Annotated in this window: 23 protein-coding genes; 8 read left to right on the top strand and 15 right to left on the bottom strand. The window is 67.4% G+C overall.

The window, feature by feature from the left end:
• Positions 1 to 28 precede the first annotated feature (28 nt).
• The 3 genes from CFB47_RS18595 to CFB47_RS18585 form a co-directional block, all read right to left on the bottom strand.
• Positions 29 to 649: a hemolysin III family protein gene (locus CFB47_RS18595; protein ID WP_039349524.1), complete on the bottom strand. Its 621-nt coding sequence runs from the start codon at positions 647 to 649 to the stop codon at positions 29 to 31.
• 181 nt (positions 650 to 830) lie between these two features.
• Positions 831 to 1,037 (bottom strand): YbdD/YjiX family protein, encoded by a 207-nt coding sequence (locus CFB47_RS18590; RefSeq protein WP_011353713.1) that lies wholly within the window; start codon positions 1,035 to 1,037, stop codon positions 831 to 833.
• 12 nt (positions 1,038 to 1,049) lie between these two features.
• Positions 1,050 to 3,128 carry a carbon starvation CstA family protein gene (locus tag CFB47_RS18585; protein WP_089428804.1) on the bottom strand — a complete coding sequence of 693 codons (2,079 nt, stop codon included), beginning with the start codon at positions 3,126 to 3,128 and terminating at the stop codon, positions 1,050 to 1,052.
• Between the two features lie 269 nt (positions 3,129 to 3,397).
• Here CFB47_RS18585 and dapF point away from each other — a divergent pair, with 269 nt between their 5' ends.
• Positions 3,398 to 4,222, top strand: a complete 825-nt coding sequence (gene dapF / locus CFB47_RS18580; RefSeq protein ID WP_089461906.1) for a diaminopimelate epimerase — start codon at positions 3,398 to 3,400, stop codon at positions 4,220 to 4,222.
• A 92-nt stretch (positions 4,223 to 4,314) separates the two neighbouring features.
• On the opposite strand, the gene CFB47_RS18575 is transcribed toward dapF, so the two are convergent.
• The 3 genes from CFB47_RS18575 to CFB47_RS18565 all read right to left on the bottom strand — a co-directional run bounded on the left by CFB47_RS18575 (position 4,315) and on the right by CFB47_RS18565 (position 7,609).
• Complete coding sequence (locus CFB47_RS18575) at positions 4,315 to 4,743, bottom strand: PRC-barrel domain-containing protein (protein ID WP_046548755.1); 429 nt, start codon at positions 4,741 to 4,743, stop codon at positions 4,315 to 4,317.
• A 225-nt stretch (positions 4,744 to 4,968) separates the two neighbouring features.
• Positions 4,969 to 6,099, bottom strand: coding sequence for a 3-deoxy-7-phosphoheptulonate synthase (locus CFB47_RS18570; protein ID WP_089441386.1), 1,131 nt, complete (start codon positions 6,097 to 6,099; stop codon positions 4,969 to 4,971).
• A gap of 193 nt (positions 6,100 to 6,292) precedes the next feature.
• The gene (locus CFB47_RS18565) at positions 6,293 to 7,609 is read right to left on the bottom strand and encodes a lipase family protein (protein WP_089461905.1); all 1,317 of its coding nucleotides are present in this window, start codon (positions 7,607 to 7,609) and stop codon (positions 6,293 to 6,295) included.
• A 402-nt stretch (positions 7,610 to 8,011) separates the two neighbouring features.
• On the opposite strand from CFB47_RS18565, the gene CFB47_RS18560 reads away from it, so the two are divergent.
• The 3 genes from CFB47_RS18560 to CFB47_RS18550 are packed head-to-tail and all read left to right on the top strand — an operon-like array spanning position 8,012 to position 10,283.
• Positions 8,012 to 8,566, top strand: coding sequence for a hypothetical protein (locus CFB47_RS18560; protein ID WP_089459215.1), 555 nt, complete (start codon positions 8,012 to 8,014; stop codon positions 8,564 to 8,566).
• Between the two features lie 29 nt (positions 8,567 to 8,595).
• Positions 8,596 to 9,018: a hypothetical protein gene (locus CFB47_RS18555; RefSeq protein WP_089462028.1), complete on the top strand. Its 423-nt coding sequence runs from the start codon at positions 8,596 to 8,598 to the stop codon at positions 9,016 to 9,018.
• Entirely contained in the window at positions 9,018 to 10,283 is a 1,266-nt protein-coding gene (locus tag CFB47_RS18550; RefSeq protein WP_089462027.1) for a hypothetical protein, read from the top strand. The genes CFB47_RS18555 and CFB47_RS18550 overlap by 1 nt, the downstream gene beginning before the upstream one ends.
• A gap of 91 nt (positions 10,284 to 10,374) precedes the next feature.
• On the opposite strand, the gene CFB47_RS18545 is transcribed toward CFB47_RS18550, so the two are convergent.
• Positions 10,375 to 11,079 (bottom strand): YceH family protein, encoded by a 705-nt coding sequence (locus CFB47_RS18545; RefSeq protein ID WP_089461904.1) that lies wholly within the window; start codon positions 11,077 to 11,079, stop codon positions 10,375 to 10,377.
• Positions 11,080 to 11,463: 384 nt separating this feature from the next.
• On the opposite strand from CFB47_RS18545, the gene CFB47_RS18540 reads away from it, so the two are divergent.
• Complete coding sequence (locus tag CFB47_RS18540) at positions 11,464 to 12,228, top strand: SDR family oxidoreductase (RefSeq protein WP_089461903.1); 765 nt, start codon at positions 11,464 to 11,466, stop codon at positions 12,226 to 12,228.
• 55 nt (positions 12,229 to 12,283) lie between these two features.
• Here the strand turns inward: CFB47_RS18540 and CFB47_RS18535 are convergent, their stop codons facing one another.
• From CFB47_RS18535 to CFB47_RS18525, 3 genes are read right to left on the bottom strand one after another with little or no spacing between them, the layout of a single operon-like run.
• A complete protein-coding gene (locus CFB47_RS18535) occupies positions 12,284 to 12,991 on the bottom strand; it encodes an MOSC domain-containing protein (protein WP_089461902.1) in 708 nt (235 codons plus the stop codon).
• Complete coding sequence (locus tag CFB47_RS18530; RefSeq protein WP_089461901.1) at positions 12,988 to 13,884, bottom strand: dihydrodipicolinate synthase family protein; 897 nt, start codon at positions 13,882 to 13,884, stop codon at positions 12,988 to 12,990. The genes CFB47_RS18535 and CFB47_RS18530 overlap by 4 nt, the downstream gene beginning before the upstream one ends.
• Before the next feature lie 50 nt (positions 13,885 to 13,934).
• A complete protein-coding gene (locus CFB47_RS18525) occupies positions 13,935 to 14,717 on the bottom strand; it encodes an aldolase (RefSeq protein ID WP_089461900.1) in 783 nt (260 codons plus the stop codon).
• A 134-nt stretch (positions 14,718 to 14,851) separates the two neighbouring features.
• Here CFB47_RS18525 and CFB47_RS18520 point away from each other — a divergent pair, with 134 nt between their 5' ends.
• Entirely contained in the window at positions 14,852 to 15,394 is a 543-nt protein-coding gene (locus CFB47_RS18520) for a helix-turn-helix domain-containing protein (protein WP_011353691.1), read from the top strand.
• A 30-nt stretch (positions 15,395 to 15,424) separates the two neighbouring features.
• A complete protein-coding gene (hutC, locus tag CFB47_RS18515) occupies positions 15,425 to 16,162 on the top strand; it encodes a histidine utilization repressor (RefSeq protein ID WP_089461899.1) in 738 nt (245 codons plus the stop codon).
• 82 nt (positions 16,163 to 16,244) lie between these two features.
• Here the strand turns inward: hutC and CFB47_RS18510 are convergent, their stop codons facing one another.
• Both CFB47_RS18510 and CFB47_RS18505 read right to left on the bottom strand, forming a co-directional pair.
• Positions 16,245 to 17,093, bottom strand: a complete 849-nt coding sequence (locus CFB47_RS18510) for a phytanoyl-CoA dioxygenase family protein (protein ID WP_089461898.1) — start codon at positions 17,091 to 17,093, stop codon at positions 16,245 to 16,247.
• A 39-nt stretch (positions 17,094 to 17,132) separates the two neighbouring features.
• Entirely contained in the window at positions 17,133 to 17,936 is an 804-nt protein-coding gene (locus tag CFB47_RS18505; RefSeq protein ID WP_089461897.1) for an ABC transporter substrate-binding protein, read from the bottom strand.
• A gap of 523 nt (positions 17,937 to 18,459) precedes the next feature.
• Between CFB47_RS18505 and CFB47_RS18500 the strand changes: the two genes are divergently transcribed.
• The gene (locus CFB47_RS18500; protein WP_069252751.1) at positions 18,460 to 19,320 is read left to right on the top strand and encodes a LysR family transcriptional regulator; all 861 of its coding nucleotides are present in this window, start codon (positions 18,460 to 18,462) and stop codon (positions 19,318 to 19,320) included.
• Positions 19,321 to 19,418: 98 nt separating this feature from the next.
• On the opposite strand, the gene CFB47_RS18495 is transcribed toward CFB47_RS18500, so the two are convergent.
• From CFB47_RS18495 to CFB47_RS18485, 3 genes are all read right to left on the bottom strand, one after another.
• Positions 19,419 to 19,892 carry a nuclear transport factor 2 family protein gene (locus CFB47_RS18495; RefSeq protein ID WP_089461896.1) on the bottom strand — a complete coding sequence of 158 codons (474 nt, stop codon included), beginning with the start codon at positions 19,890 to 19,892 and terminating at the stop codon, positions 19,419 to 19,421.
• 67 nt (positions 19,893 to 19,959) lie between these two features.
• Positions 19,960 to 21,144, bottom strand: a complete 1,185-nt coding sequence (locus CFB47_RS18490) for an amidohydrolase family protein (RefSeq protein ID WP_089462026.1) — start codon at positions 21,142 to 21,144, stop codon at positions 19,960 to 19,962.
• Positions 21,145 to 21,238: 94 nt separating this feature from the next.
• Positions 21,239 to 22,438, bottom strand: a complete 1,200-nt coding sequence (locus CFB47_RS18485; protein WP_089461895.1) for an amidohydrolase family protein — start codon at positions 22,436 to 22,438, stop codon at positions 21,239 to 21,241.
• Positions 22,439 to 22,775: the final 337 nt, after the last annotated feature.

Raw genomic sequence — 22,775 nt, 5'->3', positions numbered from 1 at the left:
CCGTCATTGTCTCAACGCCGCCCGTCGCTCACGCGACATACATCGCGACACTGACGAACTGGCACAGGCTCCCGGCCAGCACGAATAGATGCCAGATGCCGTGCCCGTGGCGAATGCGCTCGTCGTTGATGAAGAAGTAGATGCCCGCGCTGTAGATCAACCCACCGGCCACGAGCCACGCGGTACCGACCGGCGGCAGCGCGTGGATCAGCGGACGCACCGCGACGAGCGCGAGCCAGCCCATCGCCACGTACAGGATCATCGACAGCAGGCGCGTGCGCCGCCCGAGCGTCAGCTCCTGCACGATCCCGAACACGGCCAGCCCCCAGCTCACGCCGAACAGCGACCAGCCCCACGGGCCGCGCAGCGTGACCAGCGTGAACGGCGTATAGCTGCCGGCGATCAGCAGGTAGATCGCCGAGTGGTCGCACTTCTGCAGGATCGCTTTCAGGCGCGGATTGCGCACGCTGTGATACAGCGTCGAGATCGCATAGAGCAGGATCAGCATCGCGCCATACACGCTGAAGCTCACCACCTTGTATGGATCGCCTTCGAGCGCGCCCATCGTCACGAGCGCGACGAGGCCGACCACCGACAGCACCGCGCCGACGAGATGGGAAATGCTGTTGAAACGCTCACCGACATGCACGACGTGTTCTCCTGCGGGTCCATCGGGAAAAGAGGAAACCCTATGATACCGGCCGGCGGAATTTGCCGTGCTGCGTTCAGGCAAACGGCGAAGCACGCCGCCGGCCCGCCAAAGAAAAAAGCGCCGCGACATGCATCGCGGCGCTTCCCTTTCGATGACCGAACGGCCTGGGCAGCCCGGTTCAGCAGCACTTCCCCGCGCCTGACCCGTACCGCGCGTTCTGACGCTCGCGGAAGAATTCCTCATACGTCATCGGCTCGCGGTCCGGATGGGTCGCGCGCATGTGCGCGACGTAGGTGTCGTAGTCGGGCAGGCCGACCATCAGCCGCAACGCCTGCCCGAGGTAACGCCCCGCGCTGCGCAGGTCGCTGCCAAGATCGCTGAACATCGCGGCCTCCCCTTAACGTCCGCTGCCGAGCGCCTGCGCGGCCGGCATCGCTTCGTACGGCGTCTCGCGCACCGTCGGCTTCGACTCGCGGCGCGCGCGCAGCACGGCGATCACGCCGTACACCGCGATCGCCACGACGACGAAGATGAACAGCCCGGCCAGCGCTGCATCGATGTAGTCGTTGAAGATGATCCGCTTCATCTGCGCGATCGACTTCGCCGGCGCGAGCACCTTGCCTTCGTCCACCGCGGCCTGCAGCTTCGCGGCGTGCGCGAGGAAGCTGACCTTCGGGTTCGCGTCGAAAATCTTCTGCCAGCCGGCGGTCAGCGTGCAGATCAGCAGCCACACGGTCGGCACGATCGTCACCCACGCATAGCGCTCGCGCTTCATCTTGAACAGCACGACGGTGCCGAGCACCAGCGCGATCGCGGCGAGCATCTGGTTCGAGATGCCGAACAGCGGCCACAGCGTGTTGATGCCGCCGAGCGGATCCACCACGCCCTGGTACAGGAAGTAGCCCCACGCGGCCACGCACAGCGCGGTGGCGACCAGGTTCGCGGGCAGCGACTCGGTGCGCTTGAGCGCCGGGTGGAACGTGCCGAGCAGGTCCTGCAGCATGAAGCGGCCCGCGCGCGTGCCGGCGTCGACGGCCGTCAGGATAAACAGCGCCTCGAACAGGATCGCGAAGTGATACCAGAACGCCATCATCGCTTCGCCGCCGATCACCTGGTGCAGGATGTGCGCCATGCCGACGGCCAGCGTCGGTGCGCCGCCCGCCCGCGCGATGATCGTCGTTTCGCCGACGGCCTTCGCGGTCTGCGTCAGCATGTCGGGCGTCAGCACGAAGCCCCATTGCGTGACGGTGTTGGCCACCGCTTCCGGCGTCGAGCCGAGCACGGCGGCCGGCGCGTTCATCGCGAAGTAGATGCCCGGCTCGATCACGCAGGCGGCGACCAGCGCCATGATCGCGACGAACGATTCCATCAGCATCGCGCCGTAGCCGATGAAGCGCGCGTTGGTTTCGTTGTCGATCAGCTTCGGCGTCGTGCCCGACGAGATCAGCGCATGGAAGCCCGACACGGCACCGCACGCGATCGTGATGAACAGGAACGGGAACAGGTTGCCCGACCACACCGGGCCCGTGCCGTCGACGAACTTCGTCAGCGCGGGCATCTTCAGTTCCGGCGCGACGACCAGGATGCCGATCGCGAGGCCGAGGATCGTGCCGATCTTCAGGAAGGTGGACAGGTAGTCGCGCGGCGCGAGCAGCAGCCACACCGGCAGCACCGACGCGACGAAGCCGTAGCCGATCAGGATCCACGTGAGCTGCGTGCCCGTGAACGTGAACCACGCGGCGAGCGTCGGCGAATCGTGCACGTGCTGGCCGAACGCGATCGATGCCATCAGCAGCACGAAGCCGATGATCGACACTTCGCCGATGCGGCCCGGACGGATGTAGCGCGTGTAGACGCCCATGAACAGCGCGATCGGAATCGTCGCGGCGACGGTGAACGTGCCCCACGGCGAATTCGTCAGCGCCTTCACGACGATCAGCGCGAGCACCGCGAGGATGATCACCATGATCAGGAACGCGCCGAACAGCGCGATCACGCCGGGCACCGTGCCGAGCTCCATCTTGACGAGATCGCCGAGCGAGCGGCCGTCGCGGCGCGTCGAGATGAACAGCACGATGAAGTCCTGCACCGCGCCGGCGAACACGACGCCGGCCAGGATCCACAGCATGCCGGGCGTGTAGCCCATCTGCGCGGCGAGCACGGGCCCGACGAGCGGGCCGGCGCCGGCGATCGCGGCGAAGTGATGGCCGAACAGCACGTACTTGTTGGTCGGCACGTAGTCGAGGCCGTCGTTGTACTTGACGGCCGGCGTCATCCGCAGCCCGTCGAGCTGCATGACCTTGCTGGCGATGAAACGGCTGTAGAAGCGATACGCGATCAGATACACGCAGACTGCGGCGATCACGATCCAGAGGGCACTGACGCGCTCGCCGTGTGCGAGTGCGATCGTGCCGAACGCGAACGCGCCGAGCAGCGCGACCGCGATCCAGAGCAGGGTACTGGAAGCCCGATTCATGGCGTCTCCTGGTCTCCAATGTGTTTTTGAGTGGATGCGGCGAGGGGCCGAACCCGCGTGACGTCGATGCGTCGTGCCGCAGCCTCGCAGAGGTCGCGGCGATGGGCCGTAGTATTCCGCGCGACCGGGGCGGCTTACAAGCGGATAACTACGTATGCGGAGCTACGTAGAATTACGTAGATGCGCGGCGCGAGCACGGCATCGTGCGGCGATTGATCGCGAACGGCGAGCCACGTACAGTGTTCGCCTGCCTCCCTTCCGGAACTGTCATGCCGCTCGGATTTCAGAAGATGAACGCGAATGGCGACGATTTCGCCATCGTCGACCTGCGCGGCCAGGATCACGCATACGCGATCGATGGCAACCTCGCGCGGCGCATGGGCGATCGCAAGCGCGGCATCGGCTTCAACCAGCTCGCGATCGTGTCGGACTGCGACGACGCGGCGGCCCGCGTCGCGTTCTGGAACGCCGACGGCTCGCCGCTCGACACCTGCGGCAGCGCGACGCGCGGCGTCGCGTGGCAACTGATGCGGGAAACCGGCCTGTCGTCGCTCGTGCTGCGGACTCCCCGCGGGTATCTCGTGTGCTCGACGGAGGCGAACGGCCTGATCACCGTCGAGATGGGCAGGCCGCTCACCGGCTGGCGGGACGTGCCGCTCGCCGAGGCACTCGACACCCTCGCACTGCCGCTGCCCGGCGCGCCGGCCGCGTGCAACATGGGCAATCCGCACTGCACCTTCTTCGTCGACGATCTCGGCACGATCGATGTCGCGGCGCTCGGCCCGGCCATCGAGACGCATCCGCTGTTTCCGCAGAAAACCAACGTGCATTTCGTTCAGGTCATCGATCGCACGCATATTCGCCTGCGCATCTGGGAGCGCGGCGGCGGCGTGCCGCTCGGTTCGGGATCGTGTTCGTGCGGGGCGGTCGTCAATGGCATCCGGCGCGGGCTGCTGGATGCGTCGGTGCGGGTCGAATGCGACGGCGGCGACGTGACGGTGCGTTGGGATGGCGCCGGTAGCGTGCTGTTAAGCGGGCCGGTCGTGTTCGGATTCAGCGGAAACTGGCCGGGCGAGCAGACGCCCGCGGCCTGAGTGTCCGGACCGACGCGCGAGCCTCTCGGGCGTGCGGCCGGCCGGGCCAGGCCCGGCGCGTTGCACGCCGGGCCGAGCAAATCAATGTTTGCTCAGTGCTTGTCGTCGAGCTTCTTCGGCTTCGGCGGCGACGGCACCTTCGCGTACTGGAACGCGGGCGTCGCCTTCAGCGCATCCTTCGTCGCGCCCGGCAGGTAGATGTTGCCGTTGCGCACGTCGAGCGATGCGATCGGCACCGCGACGTCGTGCGCGGCCACGCCGAGGAAGCCGCCGGCCGACACGATCGCCGCCGATACCGAGCCGTCCGGTGCGACGATCAGGTCGCGCACGGTGCCGACCTTCTGGTTCTCGTCGTTGTAGACGGCCTTGCCGAGCACGCTCTTCTTCACGCTCCAGCCTTCGAGCAGCGCCTGCGATTGCTCGACGGTCACGCTGATCGGCTGCGCACCCGCGATCTGCGCGTGTGCGCTGACGCTCGAGGCGAGGACGGTTGCTGCGATGAGGGTCTTGTAGAAAGCCATGCTGTTATGCACTCCGGTGAATTGTTGTCGGTGTCGGCGGCCGGCCAAGCCGCCTCCGTGCATGCGTCGCGTGAAACGGGAAGGCCTTTGTACGACGCATCACACCGGCCCATGTTAGCGCCACTCGCGAAACGCTGCATCGGACGTGATGACGCAGCCGCTGTCAGGCGTCTCTTGCCATCGCGACATTACGGACACCGCAGCGAATCGCGTACATCGCCCTCGTCACGCGCTGCGCGACTGCGCGCGCCGTTGCCGCACCGCCTCCGCCAACACGTCGAGCACCGGCTCCGTCTGCGTCCAGCTCAGGCACGCATCCGTGATCGAGACGCCGTACTTCAGCGGCACGCCCGGCTTCAGGTCCTGGCGCCCGGCCTCGAGATGGCTCTCGACCATCACGCCGACGATCCGCTGCTCGCCCTGCGACAGCTGCCGCGCGAGATCCTGCGCGACCTCGATCTGCCGCTCGTGCGACTTGTTCGAATTCGCGTGCGAGCAGTCGACCATCACCTGCTCGCGCAACCCGGCCTTGCGCAGCACCGCGCAGCTCGCCTCGACATGCTCGGCGTCGTAGTTCGGGCCGTTCTTGCCGCCGCGCAGGATCACGTGCGCGTCATCGTTGCCGCGCGTCTCGAAGATCGCGGCCATCCCCATCTTCGTCATCCCCATGAACGCATGGCTCGCGGCTGCTGCGACGATCGCGTCGGACGCGACCTGCACGCCGCCGTCGGTGCCGTTCTTGAAGCCGATCGGGCAGCTCAGGCCCGACGCGAGCTGGCGATGGCTCTGGCTCTCGGTCGTGCGCGCGCCGATCGCGCCCCACGCGATCAGGTCGGCGATGTACTGCGGGCTCAGCAGGTCGAGGAATTCGGTCGACGCCGGCAGGCCCAGCGCGTTGATGTCGAGCAGCAGTTGCCGCGCGGCGCGCAGCCCTTCGTTGATGCGGAAGCTGCCGTCGAGGCGCGGATCGTTGATGTAGCCCTTCCAGCCGACCGTCGTGCGCGGCTTCTCGAAGTAGACGCGCATCGTGATCAGCAGGTCGTCCTTCAGCGCATCGGCGGCGATCTTCAGGCGGCGCGCGTAGTCGAGTGCCTGGTCGTGATCGTGGATCGAGCACGGGCCGACGACGAGCAGCAGCCGGTCGTCGCGGCCGTGCAGGATGTCGCCGATCGCGCGGCGCGTATCCTCGACGAGCGTCTGCGTGGCGGCCGGCACCGGCAGTTCGTCCAGCAGCAGCGCCGGCGAAATCAGCGGGCGCACGGCGCCGATGCGGACGTCGTCAATGCGCGTGGTGTCCTGCGTCGCGTCGGCGCTGCCTACCTCGCGATCGTGGGAAGGATTGTCGAGGTTCTGCATGGTGATTCTCCGGGGGACGTCTGGAATGATGGGCAGACTCGATTATGGCACCCGGACGGGACGGTGACGGCTCGCGGCGGGGGGACCGACGCGGCGGCCTTGCCGCAGCGCGACGCAGATCAAAAGCCAAAAAGCAAAAGGCGACCCGCGGAGGGTCGCCCGGCCATGTGCCGCATCACGCGCGGCGTTACGGCTAGTGCAGCGTCTCGGGCGCCAGCGAATTGCTCGGCAGCAGCGACGTCAGCCAGCAGTTGCTCGGCGCGGTTTTCCCGTTGAAGCGGTCGTAGAGCCACGGCAGCATGCCGGCCACCCACGGCACGATCGCGCCCGCATGTTCGAGCGGATACTCGTTGTACGTGACCGGCGTGCCGCTGGCACAGAACTTCTGCGCCAGCGCGCGCACGTCGTACGCCATCATCACGCCATCGCCCACCTGGCTGCTGAACGTGCCGTCCAGCGCACCCGCCGTGCCCTGGCCGATGAACATCGGGATCGTCGGCGAGACGGCCAGCCCCGCATTCACCTTGTTCGCATACGTCACGTACACGGGAATGCTGTTGATGTCGTTCGCGTATTGCGGCTTGAACAGCGTGCCCCAGCGCAGCCCCGTGTACTTCGGCAGGATGTAGGCGAGCGACTGGCCCTGGATGTCCTTGAACACGGCGACGCCGGTATCGCTGAGATACGGCGTCAGGTCGAAGCCGTAGCCGCGCGACAGCCCGGCCAGCGCGGCCGCGGCGACGCCGCCCCACACGATGCTGCCGTCGACGTAGCGCAGGTTGTGCGCGGGGTCGACCAGCACGCCGCCTTCCGCCGCGCCGACGAGCTGCTTGTTGATCTCGGGCGCATAGCTCGGCGCGAGCTGCGCGGCCCAGTTCGTCGCGATCGCGCCGCCGGAATAGCCGATCATCGCGACCTTGCTCGACGGGTTCAAGCCCGTGGACGGCGTATTGAGCGCCGCGCGGATCGAATCGAGCGTCGTCATCCCGTATTCGGGGCCGGCGGCGAAATCGGCCGTCTGGCCTTCCGTGTCGGGCACGATGACGTTGTAGCCGAGCAGCAGCAGCGTCGACAGCGGAATCGATTCCGCGCTGTAGAGCAGCGTGCCGACGTTGATGACCTTGGTCACGTCACGATCGCCGGCGATCACCTGCGACGGCTCGTCGTACGGGTTCAGCGAATCGTAGGCCGACTGGTACGAGATGGCCTGGCCGTTGCTAACCGGGCTCCGGATCACGGACGTCACGTTGACGACCGGCTGGTTCAGCGCGTTAAGGGTGCGATACAGCAACTGCTGCGCGGTCAGCGCGGTGGGGATGCCGGCCACGTGATAGGTCACGTTGCGCGTCTTGAGCACCGTGCCCGGTGGAATCGATGCCAACGGCGTGGTGCCGGTGTACGTGTAGAACGGGTCGGATAGGGTCGGCGCGCCGGCGCTGGCTGCCGGCGCGGTAATGGCCAACGTGGCGGACATCGCTGCCGCGGCCATCATGAAACGTCTCGAGGACATGGTGGGGGCCCCTGGGATAACCTGCTTTCATCGAAGGAAGTTCGGCGGTGTTGCAGACCATCGCGTGTGCCGCTTCAAAACGGTTTCCGAGCCATCGACTGTCTCCTGTGAATGAGTAATCCGGCCTGTTCTGAACCTTTAATTTTTAGTAGGACTACAAACCGGATGAATTGAAGCACAACGCGCGCGCGCTCGACGGGCGATTTCGATTGTTTGAAGGTAAACGTCTAAATCGGTTGCGCACGATGCGGGTTGCGCAGGCCATTTGGCCGACTGTCCGCGTGTTGCCGAAGTGCCGTACGATCAAGTCTGTCCGGTACCGCAGGCCACGTCGTGCGATGCCGGCCGCGCCGCACACTGGCTGTCTGCAACGATCGCTCCCTGCCCAACCGATACGCCACGATGACCGTCTCAGAACTGCTCCACGCCATCCGCCAACCGTATGCCGACCTGCTCGCGAAAGCGGCGGCGCAACCGGCCGTGATCGTCGAACCGGCCTACCGGCGGGCCGACGGCACGCTCGCCACCGAAGGGGCGCTCGCGTTGCCGTGCCGGGCCGACCTCATCGCCACCGAAGGCAAATCGGCGGGCCAGCCGGCGATGGTCGATTCCGCCACGCAGCTGGCGTTCGAGCCGTTGGAATTCGACCTCGAAACAGCGGCCGTGTCGATCCGCCCGTTCGTGTGGGACTGGGCCGCGATCGAGGCCGGCGGTCTCGACGAAAGCGCGGCCGTCGAGGCGTTCAAAGCGTGGTTCTTCGCGTGGTTCGATGTCGACGACGAGAACACGCCGGCCGAAGACGGCCTGCACGGCATCGCTCACTACCTGTCGGAACCGGTTCGCACGGAACAGGGGTGGCGCGTCAATGCGGATCTCGGCTCCGCGCCCGAGACGGCCGTCGAGGATCTGCTGTTCCGGCTCGTCGATGCAGGCGCGACGCGGATCGTGCTAGGTTGATGCCGCACTTCATTCTTCACCGGCTCATCATGAAAAAAATCTCTGCCACCCTGCTGCTCTGCGCGTCGCTGCCCGCGTTCGCGAAGGTCTCCACCGAGGTGTACTGCTTCAAGTCGGACAGCGACAAACCCGTACGCTTCGAGATGCGCACCTACTACGACGACGCCGTCGACTGGTCGGGCGGCATGGTCCGCTACGCGAAAGCGAAAACGGCGCTGCCGCTGGTGGTCGAGCACGTGGACGAGGAAGTGCTCGCCGAGGGGCGCCCGCACCAGTTCACGACGACCTGGGTCGAGATGGTCGACGGCAGAATCAACGGACGGTACGAGATGATGTCGCAAGGCGCGATGATCTATTCGATGACCTATACCAGCGCGCGCACCGGCAAGCAGACCGCGTTCGGCAGGGTACTGGACGTCGACGCGTCCGAACAAACCGGGTGCCGCTGGTGATGCGCCCGCTGATCCGGATCGTGCTGGTGATGATCGCGCTGCGCTCGGGCTGTGTCGATGCCGCGCCGCGCACGGTCTATGAAGGAACGCTGCAAGGTGCGGGCGCCGTCGTGATGGAACTCGACGATCGCCCGGCTGCGGATGGTTCGATCTCGGGCCGCTACTTCTATGCGCAGCACGGCATCGACATTCCGCTGCACGGCACGCCCGCGGAATTGACCGAGCCGCTCGTGCGAACGCAGTTGCCGGACGACGCGCGCACGCCATTGGGATTCCGCGAGCAGGCCAATTTCGATCATGCCGCGGCCACCTGGCAGGGCACGCGGGACAAGGCCGGCTATCGCGGCCGCTGGACCGATGCGCGCTCCGGCAAGACGCGCAGCTTCACGCTGCGGCGCGTTGCGGAATACGATCCCGACGCGGTTGCGCCCGGCCCCGTCGAAGCCGTCACCAACAGCATCGCCGGCGGCGTCGGCAGCGGTATCGCAAGCGGCGTGGTCATCGACATGCGGCAGGCGCCTTATGCCACGCTGAAGCTTGCCGGGCACGCGCAGCCGGCCGGCCCCGAGATCGGCGACGGCACCGTTGCGTACCGGATGTGGAGCGACCCGCGCACGAAGCTCATGTATCCGCGTCTGAGCCGTCATCCCGATCCGACGGTCATGGCACGGGTCAACCGCCTGCTCGAGCAACAGCACTGGCAGATGAATCTCGCCGCGCTCGAATGCGCGTCGACCCGCTATTCCGACGACGGGCCGGCCGCCGGTTCGCTCGGCGGCTTCGACGACGAACAGGTGAGGGTCACGTGGCTGTCACCTGCGGCACTCGGCATCGTGGAATCGGGTAGTACGTACTGCGGCGGCGCCCATCCGAACAATCACTACGATCCGGTCACGTTCGACCTGTTGCGCGGTACGTATCTCGACTGGAATCGCGTGATCGACGCAACGACGGTGAGCAAAGACGGCGACTCGGGTACGAGCCCCGCGCTGGTGAACTTCATTACGCGGTTGCGTGACAAGGCCGAATCCAGCGCTCACCCGACGGACGGCGACGGCGATTCGATGGCGTGTGCTGATGTGTTCCCGCAGTATCTGGCGTTCGAATTCGATGCCCCCGGCAAGCTGTCGTTCAGCGTCTCCGGCATCGGGCACGCGATGGGTGCCTGTCTCGGGCCGCAACTCGATGCGCCCTTTGCGGCGCTCGCGCCGATCCTGAAACCGGGCGGTTCGCGTTATCTCGTACCGGGTGTCAGGCTGAAGTAACGCGGCGGTGCGTGGCGGTACCCGCATCGCGCACCGGCCCGGCCGTGTGGCGACGGGGCCGGGCGATGCATACGCACCGCAGCCGCTGATGTCAGGACGCGCCTTGCGCGTCGACGTCGATGCCCAGTTCGCCGGCCATCCGCAGAACCAGCGCATTCAGCCGCGCCACTTCATCCGCGAGGCGCTTCTGTTCGGCCTTCAGCGCTTCGAATTCGGAAGGCGGCACGGAATCCGCGCCGCCGGCCTCCGTGCTCGCGAAGTCGGCCAGGTTCACTTCGCCGCACATCAGGTGCATCCAGCGGTTCTCGCGCGCGCCCGGCGCACGCGGTAGCCGGACGACGAGCGGCTGCGCACGCGCCGCGAGTTCGTCGAGGAACGCCTCGACCGACGAGATGTCTGCGAAACCGTGCAGGCGCGCGCTGTTCAGGCGCAACTCGGCGGCCGTCTGCGGGCCGCGCAGCAGCAGGATCGTCAGCAGCGCGATCGCCTGGCTCGGAATGCCGAGCACGCGGTTCATGTTGTGCTCGAAACGCGGCACGCGGCTGCTGCTGCCTTCCATCACGATGCTCAGGTGCTTCAGTCCGTCGAGCGCGGTCGTGACCTCATCCTCGCTGACGTTCATCACCGGCGAGCGCGCGGTTTTCTGGTTGCAGCCCGCGGTCAGCGCGTTCAGCGACAGCGGATAGGTGTCCGGCACCGTGTGCTGTTTCTCGACGAGCACACCGAGAATGCGGGCCTCGAGGGGTGTGAGTTCGCGAAGGGCGCGTGGCGTGGGCGTATCCGGCGTGGTGTTCATGGTGGCGTCGCAGCGTGAAGCAGGTGAAGGGAAACGATCGCGGCCCGTCCGGCATCGCGCACGGGCGAGCCATATGATAGCTCGCGTCGCGTGGCCCGGCGCCGCGCGGCGTGCCGGCGCGCGCACTTGCCGCAGCAGGGCTTCGTCCAACGTATCGGCGAGTGGGTGCCGCGCGGCGAGGGATACGCATGGCACCGGGGATTCCGCGTTTGCAAGCCGCGCAGGCGAGCGCTACGATATGCGTCACCCTGACGCCCGCGGCGCCGCGCGACCGCCTTCGCACGCAATACCACGCATCGCCCGTCACGCACGCCATGCCGCCACGCATGCGCACCGCTCGTCGACGCCGCTCATCCCGTTCACCCCTTCGCTCCGTTCATCGCCATGACCGTATCCTCCTCCGCCCCGCACGTACGCGCCATCGTCACCGGACACACGCGCGGCCTCGGCGCGTCGCTCGCCGAACAACTGCTGCTGGAAGGCGTCGCCGTACTCGGCGTGTCGCGCAGCCGCCATCCGTCGCTCGCGTCGCAAGCCGGCGACCGCTTCGCCGAAATCGAACTCGACCTGTCGGACCCGGCGGCCGTCGCGGCCTGGCTGGCCGGCGACACGCTGCGCCGCTTCGTCGACGGCGCGTCGATCGTGCTGCTGTTCAACAACGCGGGCATCGTCGACCCGATCGGCCCGCTCGCTGCGCAAGACCCGGCGATCGTTGCACGCGCGGTCGGCGTGAACGTCGCGGCGCCGCTGATGCTGTCCGCCGCGCTCACGCAAGCAGCGGGGGCCACGACCGAATGCCGGATCCTGCACGTGTCGAGCGGCGCGGCACGCAACGCATACGCGGGCTGGAGCGTCTACTGCGCGACCAAGGCCGCACTCGATCACCATGCGCGCGCAGTCGCGCTCGACGCAAACCGCGCGCTGCGGATCTGCAGCGTCGCGCCGGGCGTCGTCGATACGGGCATGCAGGCGACGATCCGCTCGACCAGCGAGGACAACTTCCCGATGCGCGAGAAATTCGACCAGCTGAAGTCGAGCGGCGCACTCGCGACGCCCGAGGCGGCCGCGCGACAGCTGATCGGCTATGCGCTGAGCGACGCGTTCGGCTCGGTGCCGACAGCCGACGTGCGGGAACTGCCGAGCCACTGAGGCACGCGGCACGCGGCACGCGGCACGCGGCACGCGGCACGCGGCACGCGGCACATCATCGCCCTTCTAGCCGCTTTGTCCAGTCTTCGACCTGCCGCTCCGTCCGGCGCCTTTCGAGCATCGTGCGCCAGGCGGGCGGCAGGTTCGGCACGTCACACAGCGCATCGAGCGCGACCATGTCGAGCGTGCGCCGGTACAGCACGTCGAGCACCGTCGCCAGCGGCCATTGCGGGTGGCGGCGCGCCTGCAGCGTCAGCACGTCGCCCGATTCCACCCAGCCTTCCTGCAGCACACGGTAGTACCAGCCGGTCCGGCCGCTTTGCTGCACGAGCGCGGCCATCCGCGGATGATCGAAGCGCGCGTTCAGCTTCCAGCACGGCTGCCGCGACTGCGACACCTGAAGCACGGCGCCGCCCAGCGTGAATACGTCGCCGAGACACACGTCGCGCTCGGTCACGTCGTGCGTCGACAGGTTCTCGCCGAATGCGCCCGGTTGCGCAAGCACGTCGCGCGCGCCGATCTGCGCCGACCACCACGCATAGTGATCGCGCGCATAGTGGTGCACCGCCTTGTCAGGCCCGCCGTGATGCCGTGCATCGGCCTGCTCGTCGCCGGCGAAGCCGAGCGTACCCAGCCACAGACGCGTGTCGACAGGCTGCTTGTCGATCGCGCTGGCGTGCGGCGTGCCGGCCAGCGGCCGGCGCTTGCCGACCCGCACCGCGCCGATGGCGGCCGAGACCAGCGGTCGTGCCGTATCGATCATGTCGTCACACCGTCGGGCAGCGCCGCGAGCAGGCGTTCGAGTTCGCGCGTGCGCGCGTCGCCGAGCGGCATCAGCGGCTTTCTCGGTTCGCCGGCATCGAAGCCGCGCAGGCGCAACCCGGCCTTCACGGTCACCGGCAATCCGCCGTTGACGATGAACTGCAGCAGCGGCAACTGCGCATGAAAGACCGTCCTCGCACGCGCCAGGTCGCCCGCCTGCATCGCGTCGAACAGCGCCAGCGGCAACGCCGCATTCAGGTTCGGCGCGGCCGTGCACCATCCGGCCGCACCCGCCGCGAGCGCGGCGAGCGCCATCGGATTGCTGCCGTTGTAGAACGGAATCTCGCCGTCGCTCAGTTGCGCGAGCCGGTGCATCCGCCCGATGTCGCCGGTGCTCTCCTTCACCATCGTCACGTTGTCGACGGTCCGGTAGATCGTCGCGATCAGGTCCGGCGAGATGTCGACGCCGCTCGTCGCGGGGTTGTTGTACAGCATGATCGGAATACCGATGGCAGCGCCGATCGCGCGATAGTGCGCGACGATCTCGTCGTTGGCGAGCTTCCAGTACGACACCGGCAGCACCATCACCGCATCGGCGCCGGCCTGTTCCGCGAAGCGCGCGCGGCGCACTGCGCCCGCCGTGGTGAGATCGGAGATGCCGACGACGGTCGGCACGCGCCGGCGCACCGCGCGAATCGACGCGGTGGCGACCGCCTCCCATTCGGCGTCGGACAGGTACGCGCTTTCGCCGGTGCTGCCCAGCGGGGCGATCGCGTGGACGCCGTCGGCAATCAGCCGTTCAATCAGCGCTTCGAGTGTTTTCAGGTCGACGCCGCCGTCAGCGGAGAACGGCGTCACCGGATAGGCAATGATGCCTTTCAGCAAGATGGACACGATACGTATTCCTCAATGATGATCTGGGACAAGAACGACGAATCGCCCGCTCATGCGACGCAATCCTGATGCGTCCGCAATGCCCGGCGCGCGTAGTAGTCGAACGTCACCGCATCGCGCTTCGGCTTCGAAATCCAGTCGTGCGCTTCGCGCGCCAGCGCCGGCGGCACCGGCTTGATTTCACCGGCCGCCATCGCGAGCAGTTGCAGCTTCGCGGCCCGCTCGATCAGCAGCGCGAGGATGCACGCTTCCTCGATCGTCTTGCCGACCACGAGTTGGCCGTGATGCGACAGCAGGATCGCGCGCTTGCTGCCGAGCGCCTTCGAGATGATCTCGCCCTCCTCGTTGCCGACCGGCACGCCGGGCCAGTCCTTCAGGAACGCGCAATCGTCGTACAGCGGGCAGGTATCCATGTGCGACACGACGAGCGGTTGCTCGAGCATCGACAGCGCCGCGACATGCGCCGGATGCGTATGGATGATGCAGTTCACGTCCGGGCGCTCGCGGTAGATCCACGTATGGAACCGGTTGGCCGGATTCGGGATGCCCTCGCCGTCAACGACGTCGAGATCCTCGTTGACCCGCAGCAGGTTCGCCGCCGAGATCTCGTCGAAACCGAGCCCGAGCCGCTGCGTGTAGTACGTGCCGGCCTCGCCCGCGCGGCAGGTGATCTGCCCGGCCAGACCCGAGTCGTGGCCGGCATCGAACAGGATGCGGCACGTGAGCGCGAGCTTCTGCCGCGCGGACCAGCCGCTGTCGCCCACCGCGTCGTCCAGACGCCGCTCCGCCAGCGCGACCAGCGCCTCCTTCGTCAGATTCAGCGTTTCCGCCATGTTCACCTCCTGAATGGATCGGGTCGGTCGCGCCGTCCGCGGCCGTTTCCCCGGCAATACATGACACACAATACACCACAGGACACATTGTGTCATGCGTTACAATCGGTTTTTCGAAGGACACCTGGCGCCCCATGACGATTCGCCTGAAGCTGCTCAGAAAACAGAAGGGCTGGACGCTCGACGTGCTGGCCGACGAGACGGGCCTCACCAAGAGCTACCTGTCGAAAGTCGAGCGCGGCCTGAGCGTGCCGTCGATCGCGGTCGCGCTGAAGCTGTCGAAGGCACTGAACGTCGACGTCGAGCAGTTGTTCTCGGAAAGCCACAACCGCGAGCTGATCACGGTCACGCGCGCCGGCGAGCGCACGGCGATGGGCGCGGCAGCCGACAGCCAGGCCCACCGCTTCGAAAGCATCGCGGCCGGCGTCGCGCCGAAGAAGATGCTGCCGTTCGTCGTGCATCCGCCGCATGAATTCGTCGCGTCGACGTTCCGCGAGCACGAAGGCGAGGAATTCCTGTTCGTGCACAAGGGTCGCGTCGAAATCGAATTTCCGAACGAGACAGTGCAACTCAAGACCGGCGATTCAGTCTATTTCAACGCACTCATCCCGCACCGCACGCGCAGCCTCGGCACCGCGCAGGCGGAGATCCTGGTCATCGTCAGTCACGACGACTAGCATCGTCACCTTTTCGCGCAAGGATCCCCGATGGTCACGAAGGCCACCGCACCGTTCCAGCAGATCAAGACGCTCGTTCGCCAGAACGTCGAAGCGGGCGACTGGCGCCCCGGGGATCGCATCCCGTCCGAGCTCGATCTCGCCGCCCAGTTCGGCGTCGCACGCATGACGGTCAACCGCGCGCTGCGCGAGCTGACCGAGGAAGGCGTGCTGAAGCGCATCGCGGGCGTCGGCACGTTCGTCGCCGAAATGAAGCCGCAGTCGAACCTGCTGATGATCGCGCACATCCGCGACGAAATCCGCGCGCGCGGGCACGAATATCGTTGCCGCGTGCTGAGCCAGTCGAGCGAGCCCGCATCGTTCGACGTCGCGGCCGCGTTCGGCCTGCCGGTCAACACGCCGGTGTTTCATGTGGTGTGCGTGCACGAGGAAAACGGCCGCCCGATCCAGCTCGAGGATCGCTACGTGAACCCGGCCGCCGCGCCCGGGTTCATCGACCAGGATTTCCAGGTCGAGCCGCCGTCCGAGTACCTGTTCAACAACGTGTCGCACGACGAACTGGAGATCGAACACGTGGTCGATGCGTCGCTGCCGACCGGCGAACAGGCGCGGCTGCTCGACATGCGCGCCGACGAGCCGTGCCTCACGCTCACGCGCCGCACCTGGACGAACGGGCAGCCCGTCACGTTCGTGCACTTCCTGCATCCGGGCAACCGATACCGGCTCGGCTCGCGTTTCAAGCCTGGCGCCGGACGCCACCCGACCTGATCCCTTTTCCCACGTACAAAAGCACGCGGCTGCCGTTTCGTCAGGAAACGGCCGCCGCGTTCGTCATGTACAGCGGCCCACGTCAGATCGCGCGGGCCTGCCCCGCGTCACGCGACCACACGACCGGAAACAGCGGGTGATCGAGCGGCGCGCCGTCGGGCAGCTGCTCGGCGAGCCCCGGGAAATCGGGCGACGTCTTCCAGCGGCGCGCCGCGTGACGGATATCGTCGCCCACGAAGCGGATCGAGAACGCGCGCCGACGGTTCTGCGTACCACCCGACGCGTGCAGCGTGAGCATCCGGAAACACACCATGTCGCCGGGCTCGAGCGCCCAGCGGCGGATCGGAAACGCCGCGCGGTCGCCCTCGATGTCCGGCAGGTCAGCCAGGCTGCCTTCCGGGAACCACTTCGCTTCCTTGTCCATGAACGTGCGCGGCATCAGCCACGGCCCGAGATGCGAGCCCGCGACGAATTCCAGCGTCGATTCGAGCGGCACCGGATCGACCGGAATCCACATGCTGACGTTGTCGTCGCCTTCGATGTTGTAGTACGGCTGGTCCTGGTGCCATGGCGTGCGCTGCCGCGTGCCGGGCTCCTTCACGAGCAGGTGGTCGTGATGCAGCCGCACGTGCTCGGTGCCCATCAGCGCGGCGGCGACCGACGGCGCCGGCGAGCGCACGATGAAGTCGCGATACGCGTCGTTGTGCTGCCAGTTGCAGAAATCCTCGAAGAACCAGCCTGGATCGTCGGGCCGGCTCGCGACTTTCGCGCGCTCGCTCGGGTGCGCGAGATTCGTGTCGATGCCGGCGCGCAGCGCGGCGACTTCGTCGGGCGAGAAGATGCCCTTGATGCAGACCGCGCCTTCCTCGCGGAACGCGGCGATCAGTTCGGGGGTCACGGCTTGCGCGACGCGGTCCTGGATACTCGTCATGGTGTGCCTGTCGATGGAATGAATCACGGAATCACTGATTCACGGTGCGGAAGTCAGTTGCTGCTTCGCGCCGTAGATGTCGAAGTCGAAATATTTCGCGGCGATCTTCTGGTACGTGCCGTTCGCGCGAATCGCGACGATCGCGTCGTTCAGCCGCTTCTTCATCGCCTCATCGCCCTTGCGCACGCCCATCGCGACGCCGTAGCCGGTGATCCGCACGTCGGTCACGTCGGGGCCCGCGAACGCGTAGCCCTTGCCGCGCGGCGTTTTCAGGAACGAGTAGCCGGCCTGCGTCTTGTCCTGGAAGGTCGCGTCGAGGCGGCCGTTGACGAGATCCTGATACACCTGGTCCTGGTTCTGGTACGAGACGATCGTCACGCCCTTGGTCGCCCATTCGGCCTTCGCGTACGCCTCCTGCGTCGTGCCCTGGTCGATCCCGACGCGCTTGCCCGCGAGCGACGCGGCGGTCGGCAGCAGCGTCGAGCCGACCGGCGCGACGAGCGCACCCGGCGATGCATACAGCTTGTTCGAGAAGTCGATCTGCTTGAGCCGCTCGTCGGTGGCCGTCATCGCGGACATGATCACGTCGAACTTGCGCGCGCGCAGCGCCGGGATCATCCCGTCGAAGCCCTGCTCGACCCACACGCACTTCGCATGCAGTTGCTCGCAGATCGCATTGCGCAGGTCGATGTCGAAGCCGGCGAGCGAGCCGTCGGGCTGCTTCGCCTCGAACGGCGGATACGTGGGGTCGATGCCCCAGCGGATCGTCGACGTGTCCTGGGCGAACGACGCGAGCGGCGCGAACGCGAGCGCGGTAACGAGGAGCTTTGCAATGCGGTTCATGGTGCGTCCTTGTAGGTCTCGACGCGGCGGGCGAACGCCGGCGTCCGGTGGGGAGCGATGCGCCGGATCGCCCGGCGCGGTGCGCGAAAGACAGGGACTTCGATGAAACTGCGATGCAGTCTAGACCGCTCTATTTTTGAGCGCAAGCGGGGGGAATGGGAATAGAAAGGCGGTGAAGGCGGAGGCGAGCCTGAAGGCTAGTGCAGTGGCTGATCTACGGCTAAAACAATGACTTTTTCGTGTTTACTCTGCGCGATGCACATCCGACACACAGCGTATTTCCCCGGATATTCGCGAACGGCGACGTCTACACGGGCGATTGGCGCAGCACTTTCCAAGCGCGGTTCAGATCGCTCCAGTAAAGCGACCTATACCGCCACTGGAGTATGCGCCAGACGCCTCAACAGCCCGCACAACGCCGCGCCGCGTCCGGCGAAACCGCGATTGCCCACTCCGTCCGGCCATGTTAAAAGTCGTCGCACGCATTTGGAAATGAAATGTTCGAATCCGCAGAAGTGCATAAATGAATAGACCCCTGTTCGACCTCGACCTGCTGCGCGCGCTCGTGATGGTCGCCGACTGCGGCAGCTTCACGACGGCGTCCGCGCGCCTGCATTCGACGCAGTCGACGGTCAGCCAGAAGGTGCGCCGGCTCGAGGAAATCGCCGGGCACCGCCTGCTCGACCGCGGCACGCGCGACGTGCGGCCGACCGACGCGGGCGTGACGGTGCTCAGCTATGCGCGGCGCATGATCGCGCTGAACGACGAGATGCTGGAAGCGTTGTCGGGCGCCACGGTGGCGCTGACGATCCGGCTCGGCGTGCCCGACGATTTCGCGGCAGGCCGCACGACGCATGCGCTCGCGGCGTTCAAGCGCGCGCATCCGCAGGTGAAGCTCGAAGTGACGTGCGGGCTGAGCCGCGACATCAGCGCGGCATACGACCGCGGCGAGCTCGATCTCGTGCTGATCAAGCAGCGACGCGACAGCCGCGAGGCCGTCGTGCGCTGGCCCGAGAAGCTGCGCTGGATCGACAGCGCGAAGCATCCGACGATCGATCTCGACCCGGTGCCGATCGTCGTCTTCCCGCCGCGCGGGCTCTATCGCGACGACATGATCAAGGCGATCGAGGAGCGCGGCCGCCGCTGGCGGATCAGCTTCACGACGTCGAGCCTGAGCGGCATCCAGGCCGCCGTCGCGGACGGGCTCGGCATCAGCGTGCTGCCCGCGCGCGTGGTGACGGACGAGCACGTCGTGCTGACCGCGAAGCAGGGCTTCGCGCCGATCGAGCACATGGACATCGCGATCCTGCATCGGCCGACGGCCGACCCGATGGTCAGCGAACTGACGAAGGCGCTGGCGACGATGCTGGAGTTGGAGGAGTAGCGAGCAGGCGGGATGCGGCGGCAATATGAAGGACGCCGCGGCACGGCCGATGCAACGAGACCGCGGGCACGTCGACACGCCCGCGCGCCCGCCCCCCGTCAGAACATCGTGTTCCCGTTCGCGGTCTGCTCGGGCACGGGTTGATTGACGTCCCAATGCTCGACGATCTTGCCGTTCTCGAGCTTGAAGATGTCCATGATCGCGCTGCCGCGCGTGCCCGGTTCGCGCACCGCATGCACGTGCAGGATCACGTAGTCGCCGTCGACGAACGAGCGCTTGATCTCGCTATGCGACTGCGGATATTTGTCGCGCAGGAACGCAACGAACTTGCGGAAGCCGTCGCGGCCGTCGGCCGCGTTCGGGTTGTGCTGCACGTAGCGATCGCCGACGTACGCGAGCGCGGCGTCGGCATCTTTCTCGTTCAGGCCTTTTTCGTAGAACGCGAGCACCGTCCGCCGGTTGGCTTCCTGCTGCGCGTCCGTTGCCCCGGCCGCCACCGCGTGCGCGGTGGTCACGGCGAACAGGGCCGCCGCCATCCATCGTGCGGCCCGTGCCGCTGTCGTGCGTCGCATCGTCGTCTCCCGGGAAATCCCGCTGAAAACCCGATCATACCGGGGCGACGCTGCGCTCACGCTTCACTCAGACCAGCGCGCCGTTGCGCGCAACGATCTTCCCCGACGACACGACGAGCCGCCGCACCGGCCGCGCGACGACAGCCTCGGCGAACGTCAGCGCGTCGACCAGCACGACGTCCGCGCGACTGCCCGGCTGCAGCCCGTAACCGTCGAAACCGCAACCGCGCGCCGCGCCGTGCGTCACGCAGTCGAGCGCGACCTCGAGCGCATCGTCGCGGCGGAAATCGTTGCGCATGCCGATCAGCATCGCGCGTTCGAGCATGTCGGGCGACCCATACGGCGTCCACGTATCGCGCACGCCGTCGTTGCCGCCGATGACCGTCACGCCCGCCGCGCGGCACGCGGCCACCGGCGGCACGGGCACCGCCGCGGGCGCGGTCGTGACGAGCCCGACGCCGAGTTCGGCCATCCGCGCGAGCAGCGCATCGCGCTCGCGTTCGGCAATATCGCCGAGACAGAACCCGTGGCTGATCGTCACCTTGCCCTGCATGCCGTGCGTAGCCGTGCGCTGCAGGATCAGGTCGAGCGAGTACGCGCCCATCGATCCGCGTTCGTGCAGATGAACGTCGAGCCCGCGGCCGTGGCGCTCGGCGATCGCGAACAGCACGTCCACCGCCTCGACCGGATCGCCTTCGATCGCGCACGGGTCGAGCCCGCCGAGCAGATCGGCCCCGGCGGCCAGCGCTTCGGACAGCAGCGCAGCGGTGCCCGGCCGCTTGAGCACGCCCGATTGCGGAAAAGCGACAATCTGGATCTCGACTTCCCCGCGCAGCGTCTCGCGCGTCGCGAGCACGCCGTGCAGATGCCGCAGCCCGGCTTCGGTATCGATGTCGACGTGCGTGCGGATGCGCGTCGTGCCGGCCGCGAGGAACGCACGCGCCAGCGCGAGCGACGCGGCGCCGGCGTCATGGCCGCTCGTCGCGCGATAGTGGCGCTCGTTCTCGATGCGGTCGACGAGGCGCGGCCCGACCTGGTTGCGATACCACGGCATCCCCCAGTGCGTCTTGTCAAGGTGCGTGTGGCCTTCGACGAGGCCGGGCAGCGCGAGCGCGCCCGCGCCGTCCTCGATCGCGCAGCCGGCGGGCGCGTCGAGCGACGGGCCGATGCGCACGATGCGATCGCCTTCGATCAGGATGTCGAGCGCGGCGTCGGCGTTCGGGCGGACGTTGCGGATCAGCAGGTTCGTCATGTCGGTTCCGGTGAGGTCGGCCAGTGCAGTCAGTGCGGTCAGTGCGGTCAGTGCGAAGGTGGCACGGCGCACGCCGTGCCGCCGGTCAGATGGGTCAGCGCGTGAAGCGCAGCGCGGGAGCGAACGGTGCGCCGGTGTCGCTTTCGCCGCGACGGAACACCCAGCGCTCGGCCGGCACGCCCGCGACGGCCGCCGCCGCATTCGGCGCGCGCACCGCGACGAACGTCGCATCGCAGCCGACTGCGATTCCGTAGTTCTCCTTGCCGATCACGCGTGCGCCGGCGTGCGTCGCCATGTCGAGCGCGATGCCGAGCGCTTCGTCGGTGTAGAAGCCCGACCGATAGCCGACCATCATCGCGCGCTGCAGCATGTCGCCGTTACCGAACGGCCACCAGGCGTCACGGATGTTGTCGTTGCCCGCGAACACGTGCACGCCCGCGTCGCGCAGCGCTTGCACCGGCGGAAACGCGCAGTCGCCCGGCGCATTCGTCAGGATCGACACGCCGGCGTCGGCCAGTGCCGCCGCGGTGCGCTGCACGTCGTCATCGCTCACCTGGCCGAGCGCGTACGCATGGCTCACGTTCACGCGGCCACCGAGCCCCGCCGCACGCGTGCGCGCCGCGATCCGCAGCAGCTGCGCGATGCCCGCTTCACCGGGCTCGTGCAGGTGGATGTCGATCTTCGCGCCGCGCTTCTCGGCGATACCGAACACGATGTCGAGCTGGCCGTCCGCATCGCCGTCGAGCGTCGTCGGGTCGATCCCGCCGACCACGTCCGCGCCTTCGCGCACGGCTGCATCGAGAATCTCGGCGGTGCCGGGGCACGTGACGACGCCGGCCTGCGGGAACGCGACGAGTTCGATATCGACGATGCCGCGCCATTGCTCGCGCGCGGCCATCACGGCCTGCAGGTTCGACAGACCGGTGGTCGCATCGACGTCGACGTGGCTGCGCATCGCGACCGTGCCGAAGGCGGCGGCCTGCGCGATCAGCGCGTTCGCACGCTCGACGATCGGCGGCGCGGCCGCGAGCTGGCGCTTTTCGACCGCGAGACGCTCGCGCAGCGTGCCGACCGGTTCGTGCGGCACCCAGCGATCGCCGACGAAGCTCTTGTCGAGGTGGATGTGGCCGTCGACGAAGCCGGGCAGCACGACGCGGCCGTCGAGGTCGATCGTTTTCGCGCCTGGCGCGGCGGCGCAAGCGGCGCCGATCGCGGCAAAGCGGCCGTCACGGACGACGAGTTGGATGGGCTGGCCGCCGGTGTCGACGGCGTTGATGAAGAGACGATCGGTCATGGCTCGGAATGTGGGGCGGTCGCGGCACGTCACCGGCGCGGACAGGGGAAGGCACCGCAGCCGGCACGGCGCGACCGTTGGCAGGGAATCCGGCCACGATATCGGACGCCGTCGCCCGAGGCCAATTAAATGTCGCGATGCCGCGCATTCGATTTCGCGATGCGCGGCGCGCGCGGCCGCCGGGCCCGGCACGGCGATGGGGCGGGATCGCGGGAAATGTGACGGAAAAACCGACGACCGCGCGGCATCGGCATCGCCGGAAGGCGGGCGTCGGGAAGCCGCGTCGCGCCCTTGCCGGGCGTCGCTTTCGCGCGCCGCCCGCGCGGCGATTTACGCG

Source organism: Burkholderia sp. AU27893, from assembly GCF_002223205.1.
GTDB lineage: Bacteria > Pseudomonadota > Gammaproteobacteria > Burkholderiales > Burkholderiaceae > Burkholderia.
This window is presented reverse-complemented; position numbering and strand designations above follow the sequence as displayed.

Excerpts from the sequence above, each read along its gene's own strand:
- CFB47_RS18535 (WP_089461902.1), bottom strand. The coding sequence starts at position 12,991 with ATGATCGATACGGCACGACCGCTGGTCTCGGCCGCCATCGGCGCGGTG.
- CFB47_RS18585 (WP_089428804.1), bottom strand. The coding sequence starts at position 3,128 with ATGAATCGGGCTTCCAGTACCCTGCTCTGGATCGCGGTCGCGCTGCTC.
- dapF (WP_089461906.1), top strand. The coding sequence starts at position 3,398 with ATGCCGCTCGGATTTCAGAAGATGAACGCGAATGGCGACGATTTCGCC.
- CFB47_RS18590 (WP_011353713.1), bottom strand. The coding sequence starts at position 1,037 with ATGTTCAGCGATCTTGGCAGCGACCTGCGCAGCGCGGGGCGTTACCTC.
- CFB47_RS18570 (WP_089441386.1), bottom strand. The coding sequence starts at position 6,099 with ATGCAGAACCTCGACAATCCTTCCCACGATCGCGAGGTAGGCAGCGCC.
- CFB47_RS18510 (WP_089461898.1), bottom strand. The coding sequence starts at position 17,093 with ATGACGAGTATCCAGGACCGCGTCGCGCAAGCCGTGACCCCCGAACTG.
- CFB47_RS18575 (WP_046548755.1), bottom strand. The coding sequence starts at position 4,743 with ATGGCTTTCTACAAGACCCTCATCGCAGCAACCGTCCTCGCCTCGAGC.
- CFB47_RS18490 (WP_089462026.1), bottom strand. The coding sequence starts at position 21,144 with ATGACGAACCTGCTGATCCGCAACGTCCGCCCGAACGCCGACGCCGCG.
- CFB47_RS18500 (WP_069252751.1), top strand. The coding sequence starts at position 18,460 with ATGAATAGACCCCTGTTCGACCTCGACCTGCTGCGCGCGCTCGTGATG.
- CFB47_RS18505 (WP_089461897.1), bottom strand. The coding sequence starts at position 17,936 with ATGAACCGCATTGCAAAGCTCCTCGTTACCGCGCTCGCGTTCGCGCCG.
- CFB47_RS18555 (WP_089462028.1), top strand. The coding sequence starts at position 8,596 with ATGAAAAAAATCTCTGCCACCCTGCTGCTCTGCGCGTCGCTGCCCGCG.
- CFB47_RS18560 (WP_089459215.1), top strand. The coding sequence starts at position 8,012 with ATGACCGTCTCAGAACTGCTCCACGCCATCCGCCAACCGTATGCCGAC.
- CFB47_RS18525 (WP_089461900.1), bottom strand. The coding sequence starts at position 14,717 with ATGGCGGAAACGCTGAATCTGACGAAGGAGGCGCTGGTCGCGCTGGCG.
- CFB47_RS18545 (WP_089461904.1), bottom strand. The coding sequence starts at position 11,079 with ATGAACACCACGCCGGATACGCCCACGCCACGCGCCCTTCGCGAACTC.
- CFB47_RS18485 (WP_089461895.1), bottom strand. The coding sequence starts at position 22,438 with ATGACCGATCGTCTCTTCATCAACGCCGTCGACACCGGCGGCCAGCCC.
- CFB47_RS18520 (WP_011353691.1), top strand. The coding sequence starts at position 14,852 with ATGACGATTCGCCTGAAGCTGCTCAGAAAACAGAAGGGCTGGACGCTC.
- CFB47_RS18495 (WP_089461896.1), bottom strand. The coding sequence starts at position 19,892 with ATGCGACGCACGACAGCGGCACGGGCCGCACGATGGATGGCGGCGGCC.
- CFB47_RS18550 (WP_089462027.1), top strand. The coding sequence starts at position 9,018 with ATGCGCCCGCTGATCCGGATCGTGCTGGTGATGATCGCGCTGCGCTCG.
- CFB47_RS18565 (WP_089461905.1), bottom strand. The coding sequence starts at position 7,609 with ATGTCCTCGAGACGTTTCATGATGGCCGCGGCAGCGATGTCCGCCACG.
- CFB47_RS18540 (WP_089461903.1), top strand. The coding sequence starts at position 11,464 with ATGACCGTATCCTCCTCCGCCCCGCACGTACGCGCCATCGTCACCGGA.
- hutC (WP_089461899.1), top strand. The coding sequence starts at position 15,425 with ATGGTCACGAAGGCCACCGCACCGTTCCAGCAGATCAAGACGCTCGTT.